Annotated in this window: 21 protein-coding genes and 4 tRNA genes; 15 read left to right on the top strand and 10 right to left on the bottom strand. The window is 61.9% G+C overall.

All coding sequences use genetic code 11. The features are described 5' to 3' along the window. Nucleotides 1–402 precede the first annotated feature (402 nt). The 5 genes from AXF13_RS02225 (at nucleotide 403) to AXF13_RS02205 (ending at nucleotide 2,202) form a co-directional block, all read left to right on the top strand. Nucleotides 403–1,707 carry a phenylacetate--CoA ligase family protein gene (locus tag AXF13_RS02225; RefSeq protein ID WP_062251489.1) on the top strand — a complete coding sequence of 435 codons (1,305 nt, stop codon included), beginning with the start codon at nucleotides 403–405 and terminating at the stop codon, nucleotides 1,705–1,707. A gap of 143 nt (nucleotides 1,708–1,850) precedes the next feature. Then, nucleotides 1,851–1,925 (top strand) — tRNA-Gly (locus tag AXF13_RS02220). Between the two features lie 11 nt (nucleotides 1,926–1,936). Beyond that, nucleotides 1,937–2,010, top strand: a tRNA-Cys gene (locus AXF13_RS02215). Between the two features lie 31 nt (nucleotides 2,011–2,041). Then, nucleotides 2,042–2,116 (top strand) — tRNA-Gly (locus AXF13_RS02210). Nucleotides 2,117–2,127: 11 nt separating this feature from the next. Further along, nucleotides 2,128–2,202 (top strand) — tRNA-Gly (locus AXF13_RS02205). 88 nt (nucleotides 2,203–2,290) lie between these two features. Here AXF13_RS02205 and AXF13_RS02200 read toward each other — a convergent pair. The 3 genes from AXF13_RS02200 to AXF13_RS16990 all read right to left on the bottom strand — a co-directional run bounded on the left by AXF13_RS02200 (nucleotide 2,291) and on the right by AXF13_RS16990 (nucleotide 3,834). Continuing rightward, nucleotides 2,291–2,602 (bottom strand): helix-turn-helix domain-containing protein, encoded by a 312-nt coding sequence (locus AXF13_RS02200; RefSeq protein ID WP_062251488.1) that lies wholly within the window; start codon nucleotides 2,600–2,602, stop codon nucleotides 2,291–2,293. Between the two features lie 46 nt (nucleotides 2,603–2,648). Beyond that, nucleotides 2,649–2,936, bottom strand: coding sequence for a type II toxin-antitoxin system RelE/ParE family toxin (locus tag AXF13_RS02195; RefSeq protein WP_223299958.1), 288 nt, complete (start codon nucleotides 2,934–2,936; stop codon nucleotides 2,649–2,651). A 445-nt stretch (nucleotides 2,937–3,381) separates the two neighbouring features. After that, a complete protein-coding gene (locus AXF13_RS16990; RefSeq protein WP_190276370.1) occupies nucleotides 3,382–3,834 on the bottom strand; it encodes an ATPase in 453 nt (150 codons plus the stop codon). Between the two features lie 243 nt (nucleotides 3,835–4,077). Here AXF13_RS16990 and AXF13_RS17420 point away from each other — a divergent pair, with 243 nt between their 5' ends. Together AXF13_RS17420 and AXF13_RS02185 are read left to right on the top strand one after the other, a co-directional pair. Further along, nucleotides 4,078–4,251 (top strand): helix-turn-helix domain-containing protein, encoded by a 174-nt coding sequence (locus tag AXF13_RS17420; protein ID WP_083521921.1) that lies wholly within the window; start codon nucleotides 4,078–4,080, stop codon nucleotides 4,249–4,251. 386 nt (nucleotides 4,252–4,637) lie between these two features. Then, the gene (locus tag AXF13_RS02185) at nucleotides 4,638–5,894 is read left to right on the top strand and encodes a dicarboxylate/amino acid:cation symporter (RefSeq protein WP_009303635.1); all 1,257 of its coding nucleotides are present in this window, start codon (nucleotides 4,638–4,640) and stop codon (nucleotides 5,892–5,894) included. An 84-nt stretch (nucleotides 5,895–5,978) separates the two neighbouring features. On the opposite strand, the gene AXF13_RS02180 is transcribed toward AXF13_RS02185, so the two are convergent. The 6 genes from AXF13_RS02180 to AXF13_RS02155 form a co-directional block, all read right to left on the bottom strand. Continuing rightward, the gene (locus AXF13_RS02180) at nucleotides 5,979–7,112 is read right to left on the bottom strand and encodes an MBL fold metallo-hydrolase (protein WP_223299957.1); all 1,134 of its coding nucleotides are present in this window, start codon (nucleotides 7,110–7,112) and stop codon (nucleotides 5,979–5,981) included. A 120-nt stretch (nucleotides 7,113–7,232) separates the two neighbouring features. Next, nucleotides 7,233–8,198 carry a DUF362 domain-containing protein gene (locus AXF13_RS02175; RefSeq protein ID WP_062251487.1) on the bottom strand — a complete coding sequence of 322 codons (966 nt, stop codon included), beginning with the start codon at nucleotides 8,196–8,198 and terminating at the stop codon, nucleotides 7,233–7,235. A 51-nt stretch (nucleotides 8,199–8,249) separates the two neighbouring features. Beyond that, nucleotides 8,250–8,990 (bottom strand): carboxymuconolactone decarboxylase family protein, encoded by a 741-nt coding sequence (locus AXF13_RS02170; RefSeq protein ID WP_062251486.1) that lies wholly within the window; start codon nucleotides 8,988–8,990, stop codon nucleotides 8,250–8,252. Between the two features lie 210 nt (nucleotides 8,991–9,200). Further along, a complete protein-coding gene (locus AXF13_RS02165) occupies nucleotides 9,201–10,643 on the bottom strand; it encodes a mannose-1-phosphate guanylyltransferase/mannose-6-phosphate isomerase (RefSeq protein WP_062251485.1) in 1,443 nt (480 codons plus the stop codon). Nucleotides 10,644–10,819: 176 nt separating this feature from the next. Continuing rightward, nucleotides 10,820–11,434 (bottom strand): flavodoxin, encoded by a 615-nt coding sequence (locus AXF13_RS02160; protein WP_062251484.1) that lies wholly within the window; start codon nucleotides 11,432–11,434, stop codon nucleotides 10,820–10,822. A gap of 160 nt (nucleotides 11,435–11,594) precedes the next feature. After that, complete coding sequence (locus tag AXF13_RS02155) at nucleotides 11,595–12,278, bottom strand: XRE family transcriptional regulator (protein ID WP_062251483.1); 684 nt, start codon at nucleotides 12,276–12,278, stop codon at nucleotides 11,595–11,597. A gap of 379 nt (nucleotides 12,279–12,657) precedes the next feature. On the opposite strand from AXF13_RS02155, the gene AXF13_RS02150 reads away from it, so the two are divergent. Both AXF13_RS02150 and AXF13_RS02145 read left to right on the top strand, forming a co-directional pair. Further along, nucleotides 12,658–12,894 carry a hypothetical protein gene (locus AXF13_RS02150; protein WP_062251482.1) on the top strand — a complete coding sequence of 79 codons (237 nt, stop codon included), beginning with the start codon at nucleotides 12,658–12,660 and terminating at the stop codon, nucleotides 12,892–12,894. Continuing rightward, a complete protein-coding gene (locus tag AXF13_RS02145) occupies nucleotides 12,881–13,465 on the top strand; it encodes a Mor transcription activator family protein (protein ID WP_062251481.1) in 585 nt (194 codons plus the stop codon). Before AXF13_RS02150 ends, AXF13_RS02145 begins: the two co-directional genes overlap by 14 nt. Before the next feature lie 28 nt (nucleotides 13,466–13,493). On the opposite strand, the gene AXF13_RS16405 is transcribed toward AXF13_RS02145, so the two are convergent. Continuing rightward, on the bottom strand, nucleotides 13,494–13,727 hold the full coding sequence (locus AXF13_RS16405) for a hypothetical protein (protein ID WP_150116053.1): 234 nt from the start codon (nucleotides 13,725–13,727) through the stop codon (nucleotides 13,494–13,496). Between AXF13_RS16405 and AXF13_RS02140 the strand changes: the two genes are divergently transcribed. The 6 genes from AXF13_RS02140 (at nucleotide 13,701) to AXF13_RS02115 (ending at nucleotide 17,962) form a co-directional block, all read left to right on the top strand. Next, nucleotides 13,701–14,384 carry a glycoside hydrolase family 108 protein gene (locus tag AXF13_RS02140; RefSeq protein WP_062251480.1) on the top strand — a complete coding sequence of 228 codons (684 nt, stop codon included), beginning with the start codon at nucleotides 13,701–13,703 and terminating at the stop codon, nucleotides 14,382–14,384. The two genes, AXF13_RS16405 and AXF13_RS02140, sit on opposite strands and share 27 nt — an antisense overlap. Continuing rightward, nucleotides 14,384–14,695: a hypothetical protein gene (locus AXF13_RS02135; protein WP_062251479.1), complete on the top strand. Its 312-nt coding sequence runs from the start codon at nucleotides 14,384–14,386 to the stop codon at nucleotides 14,693–14,695. The genes AXF13_RS02140 and AXF13_RS02135 overlap by 1 nt, the downstream gene beginning before the upstream one ends. Nucleotides 14,696–14,928: 233 nt before the next feature. Further along, a complete protein-coding gene (locus tag AXF13_RS02130; RefSeq protein ID WP_062251478.1) occupies nucleotides 14,929–15,333 on the top strand; it encodes a DUF2730 family protein in 405 nt (134 codons plus the stop codon). Further along, nucleotides 15,333–15,686: a hypothetical protein gene (locus tag AXF13_RS02125; protein WP_062251477.1), complete on the top strand. Its 354-nt coding sequence runs from the start codon at nucleotides 15,333–15,335 to the stop codon at nucleotides 15,684–15,686. Before AXF13_RS02130 ends, AXF13_RS02125 begins: the two co-directional genes overlap by 1 nt. A 4-nt stretch (nucleotides 15,687–15,690) precedes the next feature. Next, entirely contained in the window at nucleotides 15,691–17,025 is a 1,335-nt protein-coding gene (locus AXF13_RS02120) for a terminase large subunit domain-containing protein (protein WP_062251476.1), read from the top strand. A 64-nt stretch (nucleotides 17,026–17,089) separates the two neighbouring features. Beyond that, a complete protein-coding gene (locus AXF13_RS02115) occupies nucleotides 17,090–17,962 on the top strand; it encodes a hypothetical protein (RefSeq protein ID WP_062251475.1) in 873 nt (290 codons plus the stop codon). The last annotated feature ends 14 nt before the right edge of the window (nucleotides 17,963–17,976 follow it).

Here is a 17,976-nt window from a genome sequence, read left to right as displayed (position 1 = left end):
TATCCCAAAGCCGGACTGAGAGCAATGGCGTGGTGGCCAAGGCGGCGGCACCGCGGAGTTTCAATGGATAGCCGCCGGAAGGCAAAGCCGTGCGCCGGGCCGGTTGACCCGGCCCCCACATTGCGGCATACCGGAGTGACGCCGCGCTCCGCGTGCGTTTCCCTGTTTTTCTGTCCCAGGGCATTTCAACTTTGAAATTGCTCTAACGCCGCACACGGTGCGGCGCGGATTCTGACGAAGCGGCCGAAGGCAGCCCGAAAGGCTGTCTCCGTTGGCGACAACGGAGCCATACGGGGATCGACAGCAGCGATAACCACGTTTTTCGTCAGAATGCCGACTTTGAAATTTGTAAAATTTCAAAGTTAATCTGCTCTAGTTCCGCCATATAATAAGGAGTGGCCCGTGCTCTTCAATATCAAACAGGAAACCCTGCCCCGCGAGGACCTGGAAGCGCTGCAACTGCGCCGCCTGCGCGATCTCTGCAACCGCGTGTACGCCAATGTGCCCTTTTACCGCAAACGCTTCGACGAGATCGGGATCACCCCCGCGGACATCAAAACCCTGGCGGACCTGCGGCTCCTGCCCTTCACCGAAAAGCAGGATATGCGCAATCACTATCCCTACGGCCTGTTCGCCGTGCCCAGAGAAAACATCGTGCGCCTGCACGCTTCCAGCGGCACCACGGGCAAGGCGGTGGTGGTGGGCTACACGGCCCGCGACCTGGAAAACTGGGCCGAACTGGCCGCGCGCAGCCTTTCGGCGGCCGGGGTGAACCGCACGGACATCGTGCACGTGGCCTACGGCTACGGCCTGTTCACCGGCGGCTTGGGCGCGCACGGCGGCGCGGAATACCTGGGAGCCACGGTGGTGCCCGCCTCGGGCGGAGCCACGCGGCGGCAGGCCTTTCTGCTGCGCGACTTCGCGGCCACGGTGCTCTGCTGCACGCCCTCCTACGCCCTGCACCTCTGGGAGGCCGGACAGGAGGCGGGCATCGACTTCCGCGACCTGCCGCTGCGCATCGGCGTGTTCGGGGCCGAACCCTGGACCGAAGCCATGCGCCGGGACATGGAACAGAAAATGGGCATCGACGCTCTGAACATCTACGGCCTTTCCGAAATCATGGGACCGGGCGTGGCCATGGAGTGCGTGGACGCCAAATGCGGCATGCACCTCTGGGAGGACCACATCCTGCCCGAAATCATCGACCCGATCAGCGGCGAGCAGTTGCCGCCCGGCGAAGTGGGCGAACTGGTGCTGACCACCCTGACCAAGGAAGGCATCCCCCTGCTGCGTTACCGCACCCGCGACCTGACCAGCCTGGATTACACGCCCTGTCGTTGCGGGCGCACCCATGTGCGCATTTCGCGCCTGCGCGGCCGCAGCGACGACATGCTGATCATCCGCGGGGTCAACGTCTTCCCGCAGCAGATCGAAGGCATTCTCATGGAGAGCGAGGGCCTCACGCCCAACTACCAGATCATTGTGGACCGCTCCAATAATCTGGACACGCTGGAAGTGCGCGTGGAAGTGAGCGATTCGCTCTTTGCCGACGAAATCCGCAAGCTCCAGATGCTGGAAGGCCGTTTGCAGAAGAATATCAAGGAATTTCTGGGCGTCACGGCCAAGGTGCGCCTGATGGAGCCGCACTCCATCCAGCGTTCCGAAGGCAAGGCCCAGCGCATTGTGGACAACCGCCTCAAGGATTGAACGCCGCGCCGGGATGCGGGCCGGGGATGATTTCAACAGTCCGTATTCCGGCGTTTTTCCGGCACAAAAGAGCGATTGGGAAAAAAGTTTCAGCCCGGCGCTTGACAGCCGGGAAAGGAACGCGTAAAAGATTTTTTCGCTGAGCGGGAGTAACTCAGTGGTAGAGTGCAACCTTGCCAAGGTTGAAGTCGCGGGTTCAAATCCCGTCTCCCGCTCCAATTTTTTTATCGGCGGCATAGCCAAGTGGTAAGGCAGAGGTCTGCAAAACCTCCATCTCCAGTTCAAATCTGGATGCCGCCTCCAGAGTATTTTCACGCCTCGCCGTTTCGTATATGCGGGAGTAACTCAGTGGTAGAGTGCAACCTTGCCAAGGTTGAAGTCGCGGGTTCAAATCCCGTCTCCCGCTCCACCGCCCTTTCTGCGGGAATAACTCAACGGTAGAGTGTCAGCTTCCCAAGCTGAAGGTTGCGGGTTCAAATCCCGTTTCCCGCTCCATAAAATCAACAGGTTACGTTCAAAAAACGTAACCTGTTTTTTATTGGGCACAGTCGCTTGACGCGATAGTAGGATTTCAAAACCTTTTTCAGTCTGCCAACGCGGCACGCACGGTATCAGGCGCCTTTTCGATAACACGCAGATAAGCGCGCGCGGCGGGGTCAGGCTTTCGCTTGCCCTGTTCCCATCCGCGCAGGGTATACAGAGACAGGCCGAAACTCGCGGCAAACCCGGCCTGTGTCATTCCCATGCTCTTGCGGATAGCCTTCACGTCCACACGCTCAGGCGCGCGCGCCACCTGAACAATGTGCTCAGCGTAGTCTGACTTGGGCATGTCACCTTGGGCGATTTCGACCGCCTGCTCCATGCTCTCCAAGAGCTTCTTGCCAAATTCACTCATGGCTTACGTACTCCATAGGCTTTCAGGATTTCTCCCACAAATTTCTTCAAGCCGTTCTTCTCCCCCATGTGAGGGAGTCTTTGCGGTTTTTGGGGTATATCAGCAACGCAAAAAGCGGTATCGCCTGCGTATAGTAGTAATAAATGACGCGATAGCCACTGCTTTTGACACCCCCTTGGCGCGCCCAGCGCACCTTTCTTACGCCCCCTGTCTGTTCGATAATATCTCCCGCCTCCGGATTCTCGGCCAGAAACAGTATCAGATCGTTCCGCTCGTCTTCGCTCAGCAGCGATTTCGCTTCATGCGTAAACGCCGGGGTTTCAGTTACTGTCATGAGAGTGTTTTCCATGCACTATATGTAATTCATTGACTTACTCTTGTCAAGAATGAAAAACGCATCTTGGAAAGACCGCGTGAAGCAGTGGAATATATGGACGGAACGGCGGACAAGTCGACCGACAAGGTGCATAACATTACCCGATCCGCCCGCTGGAATACGTTGCTGTAAAGGCGATCAGGCATGATCCGGGCCCCGCGCAGGCCATGCTTGCCGCACAGTTCGGCTTTCCATCAACGCCCTCAGAAATTGGGAACAGGGCAAACGCAGGCCGGGACCGGCCGTCCGGGCGCATCTCCGGATCATTGAAAAAGCGCCGAACACCGTGCTGGCCGCTTTGGCGGACTGAAAGAACAACTTAGACGTTCAAGCCCTCGCGATTGCAAATCGCGAGGGCTTTTTTACGTGAAGAAATGGTGAAACCGAACAAGATCAGGGCTGCTTACCGGCTGACCCTTTCCATCCTGTCGTAGACGTTCCGCATCCGCAACACCAGGTTGGACGCCTGCTCAAGGAGGCAGCCCAGGCTGGCAATGACATAGCCTTTCACGCGCACGTCATGGTGCGTACTTTTCATTATTTTGACCACGCCCACCAGGAGCATATAGGTTTCCGCCAGCAGATCGCAAAAATCTTCCGCGCCGTAGTGTTTCAAAAGTTTGCGCTCATGCTGCACCGCTCCCGCAGAAAGGTGATAGCAGCGGGTTTCGCCGTCCGAATCCGGACTGGGACGCGGATTGGGCCTACTGCCCTGCCCTGCCGGTTCATAGATGGCCAACAGGTCCTGGGCGGCGCCCCGGAATCTTGCGATCCGTTCCGTCAGTTCGGAATGACTTTGAGAAGGGGGCGTTGACGACTGCGGCTGCGGAGCAGCGCTCGGGAAATGATGGGACATAAGGCACCTCGCGAGGGTTTACGGCCATAGACAGCCACAGCGCCACAAAGGGCGCAAAAAAGCCATACTGTCGGGATGGTAGCCGCTCGTGGAGGTGGGTACGAATCACCTTGTGATAAAAAATCACAACTTCCTGCGGTAGTCAAGAAGACAAGAACTAGACTGGCTGATTGAGATTCTTTTTCTCTTGAGCGAAGCTCGTTATAGAAAAACGGTTATACTCTACGATAAAAAGGCTGTCGCATGATAACGAGCAACGTCAAAAATATTATGGCTGACAGAAAGATAACGATACGCGCCCTGGTCGCGCTGTCAGGATTGTCAGATAAAACGGTCCCGCGCACACGGAATGAGCACAGAGTGGAATGCCGGTTATATACGCTGCAAACAATCGCCAAGCATCTTGGGAAGCACTGATTAATGGTCTTTTTGCCCTCTGCCCGCGTCAGGCTCGCCCCGTGCGAAGGTCGAATATGTTTGGATATACTCCCTCCGCCCGCAGTTCGCCTTCCTTGGCAGAGAACAAAAATCTTCATTAATCAGCACTTCCCTTGGCTGCAAAGTCAAAGATTTTTTTACTGAAAGGCAATAATTTTTATGCCGCTGCTGTGAACAGCCGCAAATCCCGCCCCGTTGATTGACCCGGTCGCGAAATACCATTATCTCCCTGAACCGGCCTGAATACGGCCGCCCGGCCTCCGGGAGTTCCGCAATCCAGCCCGACCGCGCCTGTCGCCATCACCGGCGGACAAGAACGTCATGGGCGCGGCTGTTGCCTGGAAATATCACTGATGGGGAATGGTATGGCAAAGATCAAAATGGGTTTGCCCATGCAGATGGGCATCGGCATGGTTGCGGGCGTGCTTGTGGGCGTGGTCGCGCAGGACTGGGCGCTGGGCAGCGCCGTCTTCAAATTTCTCGGCGACATTTTCATCCGCCTGATCCGCATGGTGGTGGTTCCGCTGGTCTTCGCCACCCTGGTGGCGGGCGCGGCGGGCATCAGCGACACCACCAAATTGGGGCGCGTGGCCACCAAGACCCTGCTTTACTACCTGATCACCACGGCGGTGTCCGTGGCCGTGGGCCTGCTGCTGGCCAACATCGTGCAGCCGGGCGCGGGCGTGAACCTCTCCACCGACAATCTGCACGTCAAGCCGGTGACCCCGCCGGCCCTCAACGACACGCTGATGAACCTGATCCCGATCAACCCGGTGGAAGCCATGTCCAGGGGCAATATGCTCCAGATCATCATCTTCGCCATTATTTTCGGCTTCGGCATCAGTTCCCTGGGTGAGAGCGGACGGCATCTGCACCGTTTCTTCGACTCCTGCGGCGAAGTCATGATCAAGGTAACGGGCTTTGTGATGCACTATGCGCCCATCGGCGTCTTCGGCCTCATGGCCTACACCGTGACCAAGCACGGCCTTGCCGTGCTGTTGCCCCTGGGCAAGGTCATTCTGCTGATGTACGCCGGTTGCGCCATTCTGTACTGTTTCATGTTCCTGCCGCTGGTCAAGTTCGTGGTCAAGATTCCGGTGATGCGCTTCGTCAAGGGCATGCTGGAGCCCTTCATGATCGGCTTCACCACCTGCTCCAGCGCGGCCGCCCTGCCTTCGAACATGCGCTGCACCGAGGCGCTGGGCGCATCGCGCACCGTGGTCAGCTTCGGCATCCCGCTGGGCAACACCATCAACATGAACGGCACCGCCCTGTACATGGGCATCAACACGATTTTTGTGGCGGAATTCTACGGCATCTCGCTGCCGCTGGACGCGCAACTGACCGTCATTCTGATGTCCATTCTCGCCGCCGTGGGCACCATGGGCGTTCCCGGCGCGGGCCTGATCATGATGAGCATCGTTTTCGTGCAGATGGGCATGCCCCTGGAAGGCGTGGCCCTGATCGCGGGCATCGACCGCGTTCTCGACATGGCCCGCACGCCCATGAACGTGCTGGGCGACAGCCTCGGCGCGCTGGTGGTGTCGCGCCTGGAAGGCGACTTCAACGACAATCCGGAACCGGTGCCGCAAGCGCGGGAGCAGGCGCAAGGGCAGGCATAGCGCGCCCGCGCGCAATGCAAAAATCCGCAAAAGGGCGGCATCCGCACGATGGATGCCGCCCTTTTGCAACTCGCCGCCTTTTTTTCACCCCGGCAGTTCTTCCCACCAGCGGGGAAAAACCGGCCACGGCGCACCCGGCGCGGGCAGTATGACGACTTCGCCGACTTTGGGCGTGAGCAGGCTGTACGGCTGCCCTTCGGCCGCCGCCACGGAACGCCGGAACGGATCATCCCAGGAATGAAAGGCAATGGAAAACTTGCCCACATGGGCGGGCAGCAGGGTTTCGGCTTGCAGGTCACGGGCCGCACGGGCCGCCTCTTCGGGCGTCATGTGAATATACGGCCAGTCGGCGTCGTACTGGCCGCTGTCCAGCATGACCAGGTCAAAACCGCCGAAGGCCTTGCCGATGGCCTCGAAGTGCCTGCCGTAACCGCTGTCGCCGCTGAAAAAGAGCCGCCGTTGGGGCGTGGTCAGGGCAAAACCCAGCCAGAGCGTGCTGTCGCGGGCAAAGCCACGGCTGGAATAGTGGCGCGCGGTCTGGGCATGCACATTCAAGCCGCCGCCCAGCGCGACGGATTCATTCCAGTCCAGTTCCGTGACGGTCGCCTCCGCATAGCCCCAGCGCACGAAAGACGCGCCCACGCCCGGCCCGCAGACCACGCGACGCACCTTGCCCCGCAGTGCCGTTGCCGTGGGATAGTCCAGATGATCCCAATGGTCGTGGGAAATGAGCAACGCGTCGATGTCCGGCATATCCGCCGCCGAATAGATGTTACTGCCCGCAAAGGCCGGGTTGCCGCGCGGCAGGGGCGCGGCGTTCTCGCTGAACACCGGGTCGATAAGCAGACGGTGGCCGCCCAGTTGCACGAAATACGAGGAATGTCCCAGCCAGACAACCACATCCGTGTTGCGGTCCAGGGCGCGCAGGTCGGTTTTGCATGTGGGCAGGGGCGCGGGCGGCGCGGGGTTCACCTTGCGGCGCAGGGCATATTTGATCAGGGCCAGGGCCATGCCGCCCTGGGCCCCGTCCCGGGGCACGGGCTCCAGATTGTGAAAAACGCCGTCCCGATACTGGGGCGAACGCTGCATACGCTCCAGGCGTTCGCCCTGGGACCGGGCTCCGAACGGCGGCGACTGCATATAGGCGTAGCCGCCGAGAACCAGAAGCAGAATGCCGAACACCAGTCCCGCCAGCATGCGCCGCCACCGCCTTTTCATGACTGTTCTTCCCTGTATGCCGCCGTGGAGCGGCTCCCGGTCCCAGAGCAAGCCAACTTTTAAAGTTAAACTGCTCTAAACCGCTCGGGGGAGCCGTCCCGCCGAAAACAATTTCACCGCTCAGATTGTGATCAGTTCATACCGGTCGCTGCCCATGCCCATTTCCTTCATATAGGAAAGCTGACGCAGGCCGCTGCGGGATTCGATGCGCTCCACCATATCGCGCCGCACGTCTTTTGGCAGGGCGTAGATCATGTCCACGGAAGCCGTGTCCACGGCCAGGATGTCCGTGGAGGCCAGGATGCCCAGGTCGGGCAGCGTGACCGGCGCGGCGTTGACGCCTTCGCAGTCGCAGCTCACGGACATGTTGCGCAGCACGTTGATGTAGGCGATGTGCGGGCCGAAATGGCTTGTGACGGCCTTGCCGCCCTCCACCATGCGTTCCATGAAGTTTGGTCCGCCGGACCAGAGTTGGTTGCCCTCGCGGTGCAATTGCGCCTTGCCCACCTTGCCGGAGGCGCAGCCGATGGCGATGTTTTTCAGCGAACCGCCGAAGCCGCCCATGACGTGCCCCTTGAAATGGGTGAGCGCCAGCAGGGAATCATAGTTGAGCAGATGCTTGCCCACGGCCACTTCCTTGAGCCGTCTGCCGCCGGGCACGGGCAGGCTGACGTCGCCCTCGGCGTCCATAATGTCCACGGCGCAGAAGGTCCAGCCGTTGGCCTTCAGGGTTTCCCGGTGCCCTTCCGTGGTCTGGCGCGGGCTTTCGTAAAGTACGTTGCACTCCACAATGGTGCTGTCGGGAATGGAAGCCTGGAGCCGTTGCACCCAGGGGCGGGGCAGAATGTTCGGCCCGTTGGGTTCGCCGGTGTGCAGTTTGAGGGCGACCTTGCCGGTCATACCTTCATTGACCTTGGCGTAGATGTTCAGCAGGCCCTCGGCGCTCAGATCCCTGGTGAAAAAAACCTTGGCCTTGGCCGGAGGCGCGGCCAGAGCCGGGCCGCCCTTCAGGGAAAGGCCCATGGCCAACGCTCCCGCGGTCAGCGTCCCGTTTTTCAGAAAATCGCGTCGTGAAAATTCGTTCATGATGTCCTCCCGAGAGAGCGTCTGCCCTCTGGTTGCTCTCGGATTTGGCCGCTACCGGGCCTGGCCGGAGCGCGCGGCCAGTACCGCGTCCAGCACCTTGCCCGCCTCGACGGCCTCTTTCTTGCCGACTCCGGCGTCAAGCACGGCGATGAAGTCCCGCAGCTGCGCCGGGCTGAGCCCGGTATTCATGGCCGCGCCGAGATGGAAGCGCAGCTGCGCGCCAAGGCCCGGCATGGCGGCCAGGGCCGCGATGGTCGCCAGTTCCCGGCTCTGATGGTCCAGATTGTCGCGGGCAAAAATGTCCGCGAACAGATGTTGCTTGAGAAAGGCGTCAATGGCGGGCGTAAAGAGCTGATAGCCGGAAGGCGCGGGAATGCTTTTCCACCCGGCCAGCTCGGCCCTGACCCTGGCCCCGTAGGCGTCCCGGTCCAGGTTCGCGGGCAGCGGGCTCGGTTCCCGGCCTTCCTCGTCCCGGATGCCCCGTGCCTTGCGCTCGTCCAAGACGGCCATGAAAACGCCGATGCCGTTGAGACTGCGCGGAAAGCCCGTGTAGGCGTACAATTGCACAAGGACTTCCTTGATCTCATTGACGGTCAGACCGGCTTCCAGACCGTCGTGCAGGGCGGGCTTCAGCTTTTCCAAATCGCCGTTGGCGGTAAAGGCCGCGATGGTCACAATGCCCCGTTGCCGGGCGTTCAGAGTCTGGGTTTCGTCCATGGAACGCGCCTCCGTAAGCGTGATGGTCAGCGCCAGCGCGCAACAGACGGCGCGGAACACAAACAGTTTTTTCATACTTTCCTCCCGTTGCCGGAGTTACATCCGTTGGAATCAGCATATCCGCCGGATGGGCAGGCTTAAAGACACAATTTTCGCAAAAAATTGCCTGATCCTGCCTCGAAGGCTGAAGGAGGAGAAAGGGAAATGCGGGGAGGAGAATCGCCCGGCCGGTTCAGTCCGGCCGGGCGGAAAAAGGCGACTTTGCAGCGGGTGTTTTAATGAGGGCTAAGCCTGGCAGCGGCCGTAATTATCCTCAAAGCGGACAATATCGTCTTCACCCAGATAGGAACCGCTCTGAATCTCAATGATCTCCAGAGGCTGCGGCCCGGCATTGGCCAGACGGTGCCTGGCCCCGATGGGGATGTACGTGGACTGATCCGCATGCAGTTCCACAAGCTCATCCCCCACGGTGATCTGCCCCACGCCGCTGACCACCACCCAGTGCTCGGCCCGGTGGTGGTGCAGTTGCAGAGACAGCGACGCGCCGCTCTTGACCATGATCCGCTTGACCTGAAAGCGCTCGCCCAGGGCCAGGGTTTCATACCAGCCCCAGGGTCGGAACACGCGCAGATGGGTGTCCTTTTCCGGGCGGCTGTGTTGGGTAAGCCGGGCCACCAGGCTTTTGACATCCTGCGAGCATTCCTTGCGCGTCACCAGCACGGCGTCGCCGGTTTCCACCACCACCAGATCCCTGACGCCCAGGGCCGCCACCAGACGACTGCTGGAATACAGATAGCTGCCCGACACGTCTTCAGCCAGCACGTCGCCCACCCGCACGTTGGCGTCGGCATCCTTGGCCGCCGCCTCGTATACGGAATTCCATGAGCCGAGATCGCTCCAGCCCGCGTCCAGCGGCACCACGGCCGCCAGCGGCGTTTTCTCCATTACCGCGTAGTCGATGGAATCCGCCGGGCAGGCGGCAAAATCCTTGCCCAGCCAAACGAAATCCCGCTCCTCGCTCCGCTCGCGCCAGGCGGCGGAAGCGCCTTCCAGCATGGCCGGAGCGTAACGCCCCAGTTCGCCCAGAAAGGCCGAGGCCCGGAACAGAAACATGCCGCTGTTCCAGTAATAACCGCCGTCAGCCAGCATGGCCTCGGCCGCGTCGCGGCGGGGTTTTTCCACAAAACGCCGCACCGCGAAGCCCGCCGCCAGCGCGTCCCCGCGCTGGATGTAGCCGTAACCGGTTTCCGGGCCGCCGGGCTCAATGCCGAAGGTCACCAGCCGCCCTTCCGCCGCGCAGGCGGCGGCCCGGGCCACAGCGCGGGCAAACACCCCGGCGTCGCCGATGACGTGGTCCGAGGGCAGCACCAGCAGAAGCATGTCTTCCCCGTCAGGGGCCGCTCCGCCCGCCGCATTCAGGGAAGCCAACGCGGACAGGGCCGCCACGGCAATAGCCGGGGCCGTATTGCGGCCCTCGGGCTCCAACAGCACGCGGCCCGTGGGGTCCAGACCCTGCTCCTGCATCTGGGCGGCGGCCAGAAAACGCTGTTCCTTGTTGCAGATCACCAAAGGCGGCGTCAGTTCAGGCAGGCCGCCGAGCCGCTTCAGAGTGTCGCCGAACAGCGTATGGCCGCCCAGATCCATGAACTGCTTGGGATACAGACGGCGAGAAAGCGGCCAGAGCCGGGTGCCGGTGCCCCCGCATAAAATCACGGGACAGAGTTTCATTATGCCTCCCCCAACAGGAAGAAAATGCGCTTCCCGGCCGGAACCGGAGCGGAAAGAGTCCGCGCGGCCCGGCCGGAATGCGGGAAAGATTTTACCTTGATCAGAAAGGTGCATTCTATCCTGATCAGCGTATTTCGACAATGCGTCCCGAGGGGAGAAAACCGCGCATCGCCTGCTCAGCGCGCCAGACCGTTGCGCCGCAGCCAGGCAGCTGTAATTTCCTGAGCATCCGCCACGCTCTCGCCGTAGACAGCCAGGCCCGGCAGTACAGTGGCTTTGGGGCAGAGCTTTTTGATGTCCTCCACGGCACGGCCCAGGCGGCTGCCTCCGTGGGTGACAAAGGGCGCGATGGTCTTGCCGGAGAAATCCGCGCTTGTCAGAAAGGTCATCACCGGCGGCGCAATGGTGCCCCACCAGTTGGGCGATCCCACAAAAATCACGTCATAGGCCGCCGGGTCCGGCGGGGTGGTTTGCAGCGGCGGCCTGTAGCCCGAGGCCAGTTCCTTTTTGGCCTGTTCCGTGGTGGCGCGGTAGTCCTCGGGATAGGGCGTAACCGTGCGCAGCTCCAGCAGCTCCCCGCCCGCCGCGGCCTGAATCTGCCCGGCGATGGTCCGGGTGTTGCCGGTACGCGAAAAGTAGGCAATCAGATGCCTGCCGCCCTGTGGGGCCGCGGCCCCGGCCTCGCCGGAACCGAGGACAGCGGGCGCGGCCAGCAGGCCCAGCCCGGCGGCGGCCAGCTTGCAGAAACGCCGCCGCGCCGTATTGACGGAACATTCGTGGTGCTTGCTCATACCTGTCTCCTTTGGGATGCCGGAGCATCCCGGAATGCATTTACAGCACCGACATTACAACTGTCCGCCAACGAAATGGATATCCGATCCTCTCCAATCCTTGCCCGATTCTCTCATACCGCCGCCGGAAACAGCCGTTCGTCGCGCAACGGGCTGCCTCTCAGTCCAGTTCGCGGCCCACCCACACCGCCCTCCCGATAATCCGCACCAGATCCGCCAGCTGTTCGCAGGTATCCGCCTCGATCGGGGCATAGTCCGGATTGACGCTGGTCAGGATCAGCTTGCCCGGCATGGCATTGACGATCTTCAGATAGACCATGTCCTCCACGCCCACGGCATAGATCCGTCCGGGCACGGGATCGCTCTGGGACTGGTCGATGAGCACCACATCGTTGTGCAGGATGCGCGGCTGCATGCTGTCGCCGGACACGCGCAGCAGCACCATCTGGGCGGGATTGCCCTTGCGGTGCAGAAAATCCCAGCGGAAGGCATAATGGCGCAGGATTTCGCCGCCGGTTTCAAAGCTGCCCGTGCCCGCCGAAAGCCGCGCCTCCACCATGGGCACCATGACCAGCCGCGCTTCGGGCGTGTCGAGAACATCGCCGTCGGCGTCGCCCTTGCCCGCCAGCAGCCAGTCCAGGGAGCAGCGCAGCGCCTCGGACAGGCGCACGGCAAATTCGCCCTTGGGCAATTGCCCGTTTTCATATTGCTGAATGGTGGTCAGGCTCACGCCCACCTGGGCCGCCAGATCCTGCTTGCGCAGGGCGAGCTGCACGCGGCGCTGACGCAGACGCTCGGCGAAACCGCTATGCAGGCCGCCGGAAGAGAGAGGAGCTGTTTTCATAAGGCTCTCGTTTTTAAGCTAAAGAAGCGCTGGTTAATGACCCAAGGGAGTTAGGGAAAACCTCCTGAGGAAATTAACAATTTTTCCTTTGGAAAAAATCGGAAAAATATATTAGAATAGGCATTGTTCTTAGTGAAGATAAACCGGTTTTATCTGTAACGCAAGGTTTCCCTTGAAATAACCACAATGCCTTTGCCCGGAGGCGACCTGGCGGGCGTGACCCGGCCGGGGATATTTTCACGCGTATCAGATGGAATTATTTTAAAAATTAAAATTTTTCTTTTATATATGAACATTTTTCTTGCAATACAACATAAAAATCTATAATCCATATGGAAACAGTTTCACATACCGGGAAACTTTCATGAGGGAGCATAGCATGTCCGAACTACGCGATGAAATCCAAAACCTGAGCGCTGTGCTGGAACTTTTGCAGACTGAGGCCCGCGCGGGCCAGCGGCCCGTGCTGCGGCTGGCAAGCGACCATTTGCGGCTGCTCGCAAGAACGCTGAAAGAATACGGATGCGGGGAAATCGCCGACCCCGCCGCGCCGCTGCCGCCGTCAAGCGCGCCCCGGCCCGCCGCCGTGACGGAGGCCTGCCATGTACGCCAGTAAGGCCGCATCCCGTCCGGGCCGTCCACCTCTGGCGCGGGGGCGCGATTCCTGGGGCCATGCCCTGCGCCTCTCCCAGGAGGAACGGGAATGGGAGGAAATTCTGCTCCATCTGCCGAACAACGTGCGCCAGCTCTGGGACGCCCTGCGCGATACGCGCCAGCTCTGGCGCGTGCTGCATGCCTACGGCGGCCAGGACCTGCGCGTGCCCCGGCAGGAGCCGAAGCGCGACAGTCCTCTGCGCCGCCGCCTGGGCCTGCGTTGCCTGCGCAAGCTTATGGCCGCTTTCGGAGGGACGCGGGTCTATGTGCCGCGCTGCAATGCCCTGCTGGGCAAGCTGCGCCAGCGGGAGATCATTGAGGGCTTCAGCCGCCATACGGGCCACGGCCTGAGCAGCACGGCCGCCGTGGCGGCCCTGGCCCAGCGCCACGACATGTCCGACCGGCGCATCTGGCAGATCCTCAAAAAGGAAGCCTCGGCCCCGGCCAAGGCCCGTGTGCTTTACCGCTTGGGCGATTCCGCGGCCCTGGCCGGAACCGGCGACGACGCGAAAAATGAGGACAACAGCATGTAATCATTGTCGATCTCAGGAAAAACCAACCTTAAAAAAATTTTAAGCCCGCGATTTCGCGGGCTTTTTTTTTGATTTCCGGGGAAGTCGGCCCCCCTGAAACCAGCTGCCCCTCGCCGTGCAAGGCTTTGGCCTTACTGAAACCTTTCACTCTTACGCGCGCCGGACTTTTTGGCATGTTCTCCTCACGGCCGCCGGAATTCACGGCGGCAACCCAAATTCCGCCAAGGAGCGCACCATGTCCGACGCCTTTCAACTGGCCCATGCCTTCACCGCCCGCTGGGAGGGCGGCCTGTCCGATCACCCGTCCGATCCGGGCGGCATTACCAACCACGGCGTCTCCCTGCGCTGGGTACAGGATCTGGCCCGGCAGGCCCGTGAAGAGTGCCGCCGTCTGCTCCGCTCCTGCGACGGCTGCCGGGAACGCGCCACGACCCGGTGCGGCTGGCACAGCCTGGACCTGGACACGGACGGCGACGTGGATGCCGACGACATCCGGGCCTGCACCAAAGCCCAGGCCGCCGCGCTGTTCAGAACCCATTTCTGGGACAAACTGTCCTGCAAGGCCCTGCCCCTGCCGCTGGCCGTGGCCCTTTACGACGGCGCGGTGAATATGGGGCCGGCGCGCGCCGTGCGCCAGCTTCAGCAGGCCATGAACACCACGGGCGAAGCCCAGCTTGACCACTACAGCCCCATTGCCGAGGACGGGATCATGGGCCCGCGCACCCGTGAGCTGGCCGAAGCCCTGGCCGGGGCTCACCTGGACTTTTACGCGGCACGGCTGAGCCTGCGCCTGCGCGAGACCTTCTACCGCGACCTGGCGGCCCGGCGGCCTTCCATGAAGGCCTTTCTGCCCGGCTGGCGCAACCGCGCGCGGGCCCTGGCGCAGTACCTGGCGGAACTGGAACGGGGGGCCGCCTGATGTGGGCTCTTCTGGGAAAACTGCTGGGCGGCGTCATCGGCGGCGCGGGCAGAATTCTGCCGGACCGCGACCGCCAGAACGAAGCTCAGAGCCGGATCAACGAAGCGGAAGTGGGCGGCGCGCCTTCCAGCCGCCTGCGGCTCTGGCGATCCTTTCTGGGCTGGATTCTGACCCTGCTCTTTGCCTGGGAAGTGGCGGGACGGCTGATCGTGATCCCCCTGCTCTTTCCGGACTGGGGCCGAAGCCTGCCGCCCTCGGCGCTGGATCAGATCATGGCCTTGCTGCTGGGCATGCTGGGTTTGGGCTGTTAGAGCATTTTGCGCTTGAAAGTATCGCTTAACGGCGAAGTAAATTCGCCTTGCGATAATTTCGCGGTGCGGATTTTCCGTGAAAATCCGCACAGAGCGTTGAGATATTTTCAATATCAAAACGCTCCAATGAAGCACTGAGTAATGGTCTTTTGCCCTTCGTCCGCAGTTCGTCGCCCCCGGCAAAGAACAAAAATCTTCATTACCCGGTGCTTCACCAACACATTGGAGTTTTCATGCTTACCGACATCTTCACCTCTCCCGGCGCGTCACTGCTGATCCTCATCGTCCAGGGCCTGTTCGCCTGGGCGCTCTGGAGCCTGCGCCGGGCCTTTGTGCGCAACGACGACTATCTGCTCCATCTCCAGCGCGAGTCCCGGCGCGAATCGGCCACGGCCCGTCGCCTGAGCGCCCTGGAGGAACATTTGCGGCAGATGCCCGCAGGCGATGACCTGGCCGGTCTGCACGAAGAACTGGCGGCCCTGCGCGGGGAAATCCAGGCCCTCAACGCGCGCATTTCCGGCCTGGACCGCCTGTTGGAACGCCTGGAACACGGCCTGGACCGCCAGGAAGACCGCCTCCGTCTGCTGCCCGGCCCACACTGCTCCGTAGGCACGCCGCTGAGCGGGAGCGCGCGCTGATGGCTGCCAACGCCGCCGGATCCGCGCGTGCCGGGACGTCCCTGCCGAACACCTTGCCTAAGACCCTTCTGGACAGTCTGGAAAAACGCCTGGATTTGCTCAGCCGCACCCTGAATGAAGCTGAAATCGCGGACAAGAGCATTGATATCGTCAGGGAAATCAAGGAATTGCACGCAATTTTGCGTTCACTCCGGGAACTGGCGGCCCCGGCCGAACAGAGCGCCCGGCGTCTGGTGGTGGTCTGGGGCGGTTCCGCCGGACAGAGTGGACGGGGCGCTTCCGCCGCCGGACCGGGCACGTTGTCCACGGCCCGCAAAGCCGCCGCGAAACCCGTAAACCTCACGAACGAGTAAGGCCATGCCCTGCGTGATCCCCTATTGCCCACGCCCGCTGCAATGGCGCTTTCACGAAGAACGCACGCGCTTCTGCGTGCTGCTCTGCCACCGCCGCTTCGGCAAAACCGTGGCCGCCGTCAACGACCTGATCCGCGAGGCCCTGCGCCGGGGACGCGAGGACTGGCGGGCCGCCTATGCCGCGCCCTTCCTGGGCCAGGCCAAGGCCGTGGCCTGGGATTACTGCAAACATTTCGCCGGAGCCGTGCCGGGCACGCGTTTTCTGGAAAGCGAGCTGACCTGCATCCTGCCCCACGGCGCGCGCATCCGCCTGCTGGGCACGGACAACGCCGAAGCCCTGCGCGGGCTCTACCTGGACGATCTGGTGCTGGATGAACCGGCGGACATGCCGCGCCGGGTCTGGAGCCAGGTGCTGCGGCCCATGCTGGCCGATCGCCGGGGCCGGGCGCTGTTCTGCGGCACGCCGCACGGCACGGACAATCTGCTCTACGACGTCTGGCAGCAGGCCGGGGCCGATAGTGACGGGCAATGGTCGCGCTTCTGCTTCCCGGCCTCACAGACCGGCTACCTGCCGGAAACGGAACTGGCCGCCGCCCACCGCAGCATGGACGAAGCCGAGTACCGGCAGGAATTTGAATGTTCTTTCGCGGCGGCCGTGCGCGGGGCTTACTATGCCGCCCTGCTGGACCAGGCCGAACGCGAGGGGCGCGTCACGCCGCTTTCCCCGGCGCCGGATCTGCCGGTGCACACGGCCTGGGACCTGGGCATGGACGACGCCACGGCCATCTGGTTCTTCCAGGTAGAGCCCTCAGGCCAGTGGCGCATGCTGGACTATTACGAGGCCAGCGGCGAGGGCCTGGCCCATTACGCCCATGTGCTGCGGCAAAAGGCCCTGCCGCCCGGCCAGGGCGAGAACGGCTTGGGGCGCGGCTTCTGCTACGGCCGGCATCTGGCCCCGCGCGATATCCGCGTGCGCGAGCTGGGCACGGGCCAAAGCCGCCTGGAAAGCGCGGGCCGCCTGGGAATTTGTTTCAGCGTGGCCCCGGCGCTCTCCCTGGCCGACGGCATCGACGCCACGCGCCGCATGCTGCCCCGGCTCTGGTTCGACGCCGCGCACTGCGCCCGGGGAGTCAAGGCCCTGCGCTCCTACCGGCGGCTCTGGAGGCCGCGCCTGGAGGTTCCGGCCTCCGGACCCCTGCACGACTGGGCCAGCCACGCGGCCGACGCGCTGCGCTACGCGGTCACGGGCTTCCGTCCGGTTCCGGATACGCGCAACGCCTCACGCCGCGCACGCACGGAATACAACTTTTTCAAGGAACCGGCGGGAGGAGGCCGCTGATGATTCCGCGCCGCCCACACGGCGCGTCACTGTCAAAAACATGCAACCAGCCAAGGAGCCTTCCATGTCTCAGAATAACGAATGCGGCTGCGGCCATCCCCAGCTCACCATGCTGCCCGTGCACGGTTTCGGCCTTGCCGTGGACGCCAGCGGCCTTGTGCCCGCGCCCGTCCCGACGCCCACCGGCCGCGAGCGCGTGGATCACGACATGCACATCTATGTCAACGGCAACCTTGCCGAATCCGGCGACGGCCTGAGCCCGGAAACAGCGGTGAAGAGCTATGAGGACGCCATTCTGGCCCTGTCGCGATATGACGGCTGTAATATGCGCGTTGCGACGATCCATTTCGCGGACCTGGATGATCCAGAGGCCGCATATCCGGACATAAATATCTACATTCATAGCTATGCCACATTCCTAGCCTTAGGCATTATGGGCATCTCCCACGAAACGACAATTCTCGGCAGAATATACAATGCCGAGGGAACCCGTTTGACACTTAAAAATGTATGCATTCCCTATGTCGTCTCAGTCGGTTGGCTGTGCATCAACGGCAAACTGGGGTTCAAGCCAGGCCAATCCGGAGAATCTCCGCTTCAGGCCAACTGGGGCGGCCACATTCGTTTTTTGGAGGGCGCTGAACTGTTTCTGAATCCGGGGAAGTATCAGGCGGTGATTGACAGCACAAACGGCCATATTCTTATTCATGGGCCCACGAAATTCCATACTCTCGGGGCCGTAACCACCGAGTACGGTTTTGTACGCGCCCGCGGCAGCGCCAGTATGTGGATTGCGGCGTCCGTGGATTTCTCGGGCTGTTCGACGATCACGGGGCGGAAGTACAATATTGTTCAGCAGGCCTGCCTGATCAGCGGGGGGGCGGTGTTACCGGGCTCCCTGCCCGGCGTGACCGCGAATAACGGCCTGTACCTCTGACACCTTTCACGGCG

Origin of the sequence: Desulfovibrio fairfieldensis, from assembly GCF_001553605.1 — a bacterium.
GTDB lineage: Bacteria > Desulfobacterota > Desulfovibrionia > Desulfovibrionales > Desulfovibrionaceae > Desulfovibrio > Desulfovibrio fairfieldensis.
Note: the sequence above shows the minus strand (reverse complement) of the source record. Positions and strands in the feature narration are given on the sequence as shown.

What these genes read in the sequence shown, in the direction of transcription:
- AXF13_RS02200 (WP_062251488.1), bottom strand. Translation starts at nt 2,602, where the DNA reads ATGAGTGAATTTGGCAAGAAGCTCTTGGAGAGCATGGAGCAGGCGGTC.
- AXF13_RS02195 (WP_223299958.1), bottom strand. Translation starts at nt 2,936, where the DNA reads ATGACAGTAACTGAAACCCCGGCGTTTACGCATGAAGCGAAATCGCTG.
- AXF13_RS16990 (WP_190276370.1), bottom strand. Translation starts at nt 3,834, where the DNA reads ATGTCCCATCATTTCCCGAGCGCTGCTCCGCAGCCGCAGTCGTCAACG.
- AXF13_RS17420 (WP_083521921.1), top strand. Translation starts at nt 4,078, where the DNA reads ATGATAACGAGCAACGTCAAAAATATTATGGCTGACAGAAAGATAACG.
- AXF13_RS02185 (WP_009303635.1), top strand. Translation starts at nt 4,638, where the DNA reads ATGGCAAAGATCAAAATGGGTTTGCCCATGCAGATGGGCATCGGCATG.
- AXF13_RS02180 (WP_223299957.1), bottom strand. Translation starts at nt 7,112, where the DNA reads ATGAAAAGGCGGTGGCGGCGCATGCTGGCGGGACTGGTGTTCGGCATT.
- AXF13_RS02175 (WP_062251487.1), bottom strand. Translation starts at nt 8,198, where the DNA reads ATGAACGAATTTTCACGACGCGATTTTCTGAAAAACGGGACGCTGACC.
- AXF13_RS02170 (WP_062251486.1), bottom strand. Translation starts at nt 8,990, where the DNA reads ATGAAAAAACTGTTTGTGTTCCGCGCCGTCTGTTGCGCGCTGGCGCTG.
- AXF13_RS02165 (WP_062251485.1), bottom strand. Translation starts at nt 10,643, where the DNA reads ATGAAACTCTGTCCCGTGATTTTATGCGGGGGCACCGGCACCCGGCTC.
- AXF13_RS02160 (WP_062251484.1), bottom strand. Translation starts at nt 11,434, where the DNA reads ATGAGCAAGCACCACGAATGTTCCGTCAATACGGCGCGGCGGCGTTTC.
- AXF13_RS02155 (WP_062251483.1), bottom strand. Translation starts at nt 12,278, where the DNA reads ATGAAAACAGCTCCTCTCTCTTCCGGCGGCCTGCATAGCGGTTTCGCC.
- AXF13_RS02150 (WP_062251482.1), top strand. Translation starts at nt 12,658, where the DNA reads ATGTCCGAACTACGCGATGAAATCCAAAACCTGAGCGCTGTGCTGGAA.
- AXF13_RS02145 (WP_062251481.1), top strand. Translation starts at nt 12,881, where the DNA reads ATGTACGCCAGTAAGGCCGCATCCCGTCCGGGCCGTCCACCTCTGGCG.
- AXF13_RS02140 (WP_062251480.1), top strand. Translation starts at nt 13,701, where the DNA reads ATGTCCGACGCCTTTCAACTGGCCCATGCCTTCACCGCCCGCTGGGAG.
- AXF13_RS16405 (WP_150116053.1), bottom strand. Translation starts at nt 13,727, where the DNA reads ATGGGCCAGTTGAAAGGCGTCGGACATGGTGCGCTCCTTGGCGGAATT.
- AXF13_RS02135 (WP_062251479.1), top strand. Translation starts at nt 14,384, where the DNA reads ATGTGGGCTCTTCTGGGAAAACTGCTGGGCGGCGTCATCGGCGGCGCG.
- AXF13_RS02130 (WP_062251478.1), top strand. Translation starts at nt 14,929, where the DNA reads ATGCTTACCGACATCTTCACCTCTCCCGGCGCGTCACTGCTGATCCTC.
- AXF13_RS02125 (WP_062251477.1), top strand. Translation starts at nt 15,333, where the DNA reads ATGGCTGCCAACGCCGCCGGATCCGCGCGTGCCGGGACGTCCCTGCCG.
- AXF13_RS02120 (WP_062251476.1), top strand. Translation starts at nt 15,691, where the DNA reads ATGCCCTGCGTGATCCCCTATTGCCCACGCCCGCTGCAATGGCGCTTT.
- AXF13_RS02115 (WP_062251475.1), top strand. Translation starts at nt 17,090, where the DNA reads ATGTCTCAGAATAACGAATGCGGCTGCGGCCATCCCCAGCTCACCATG.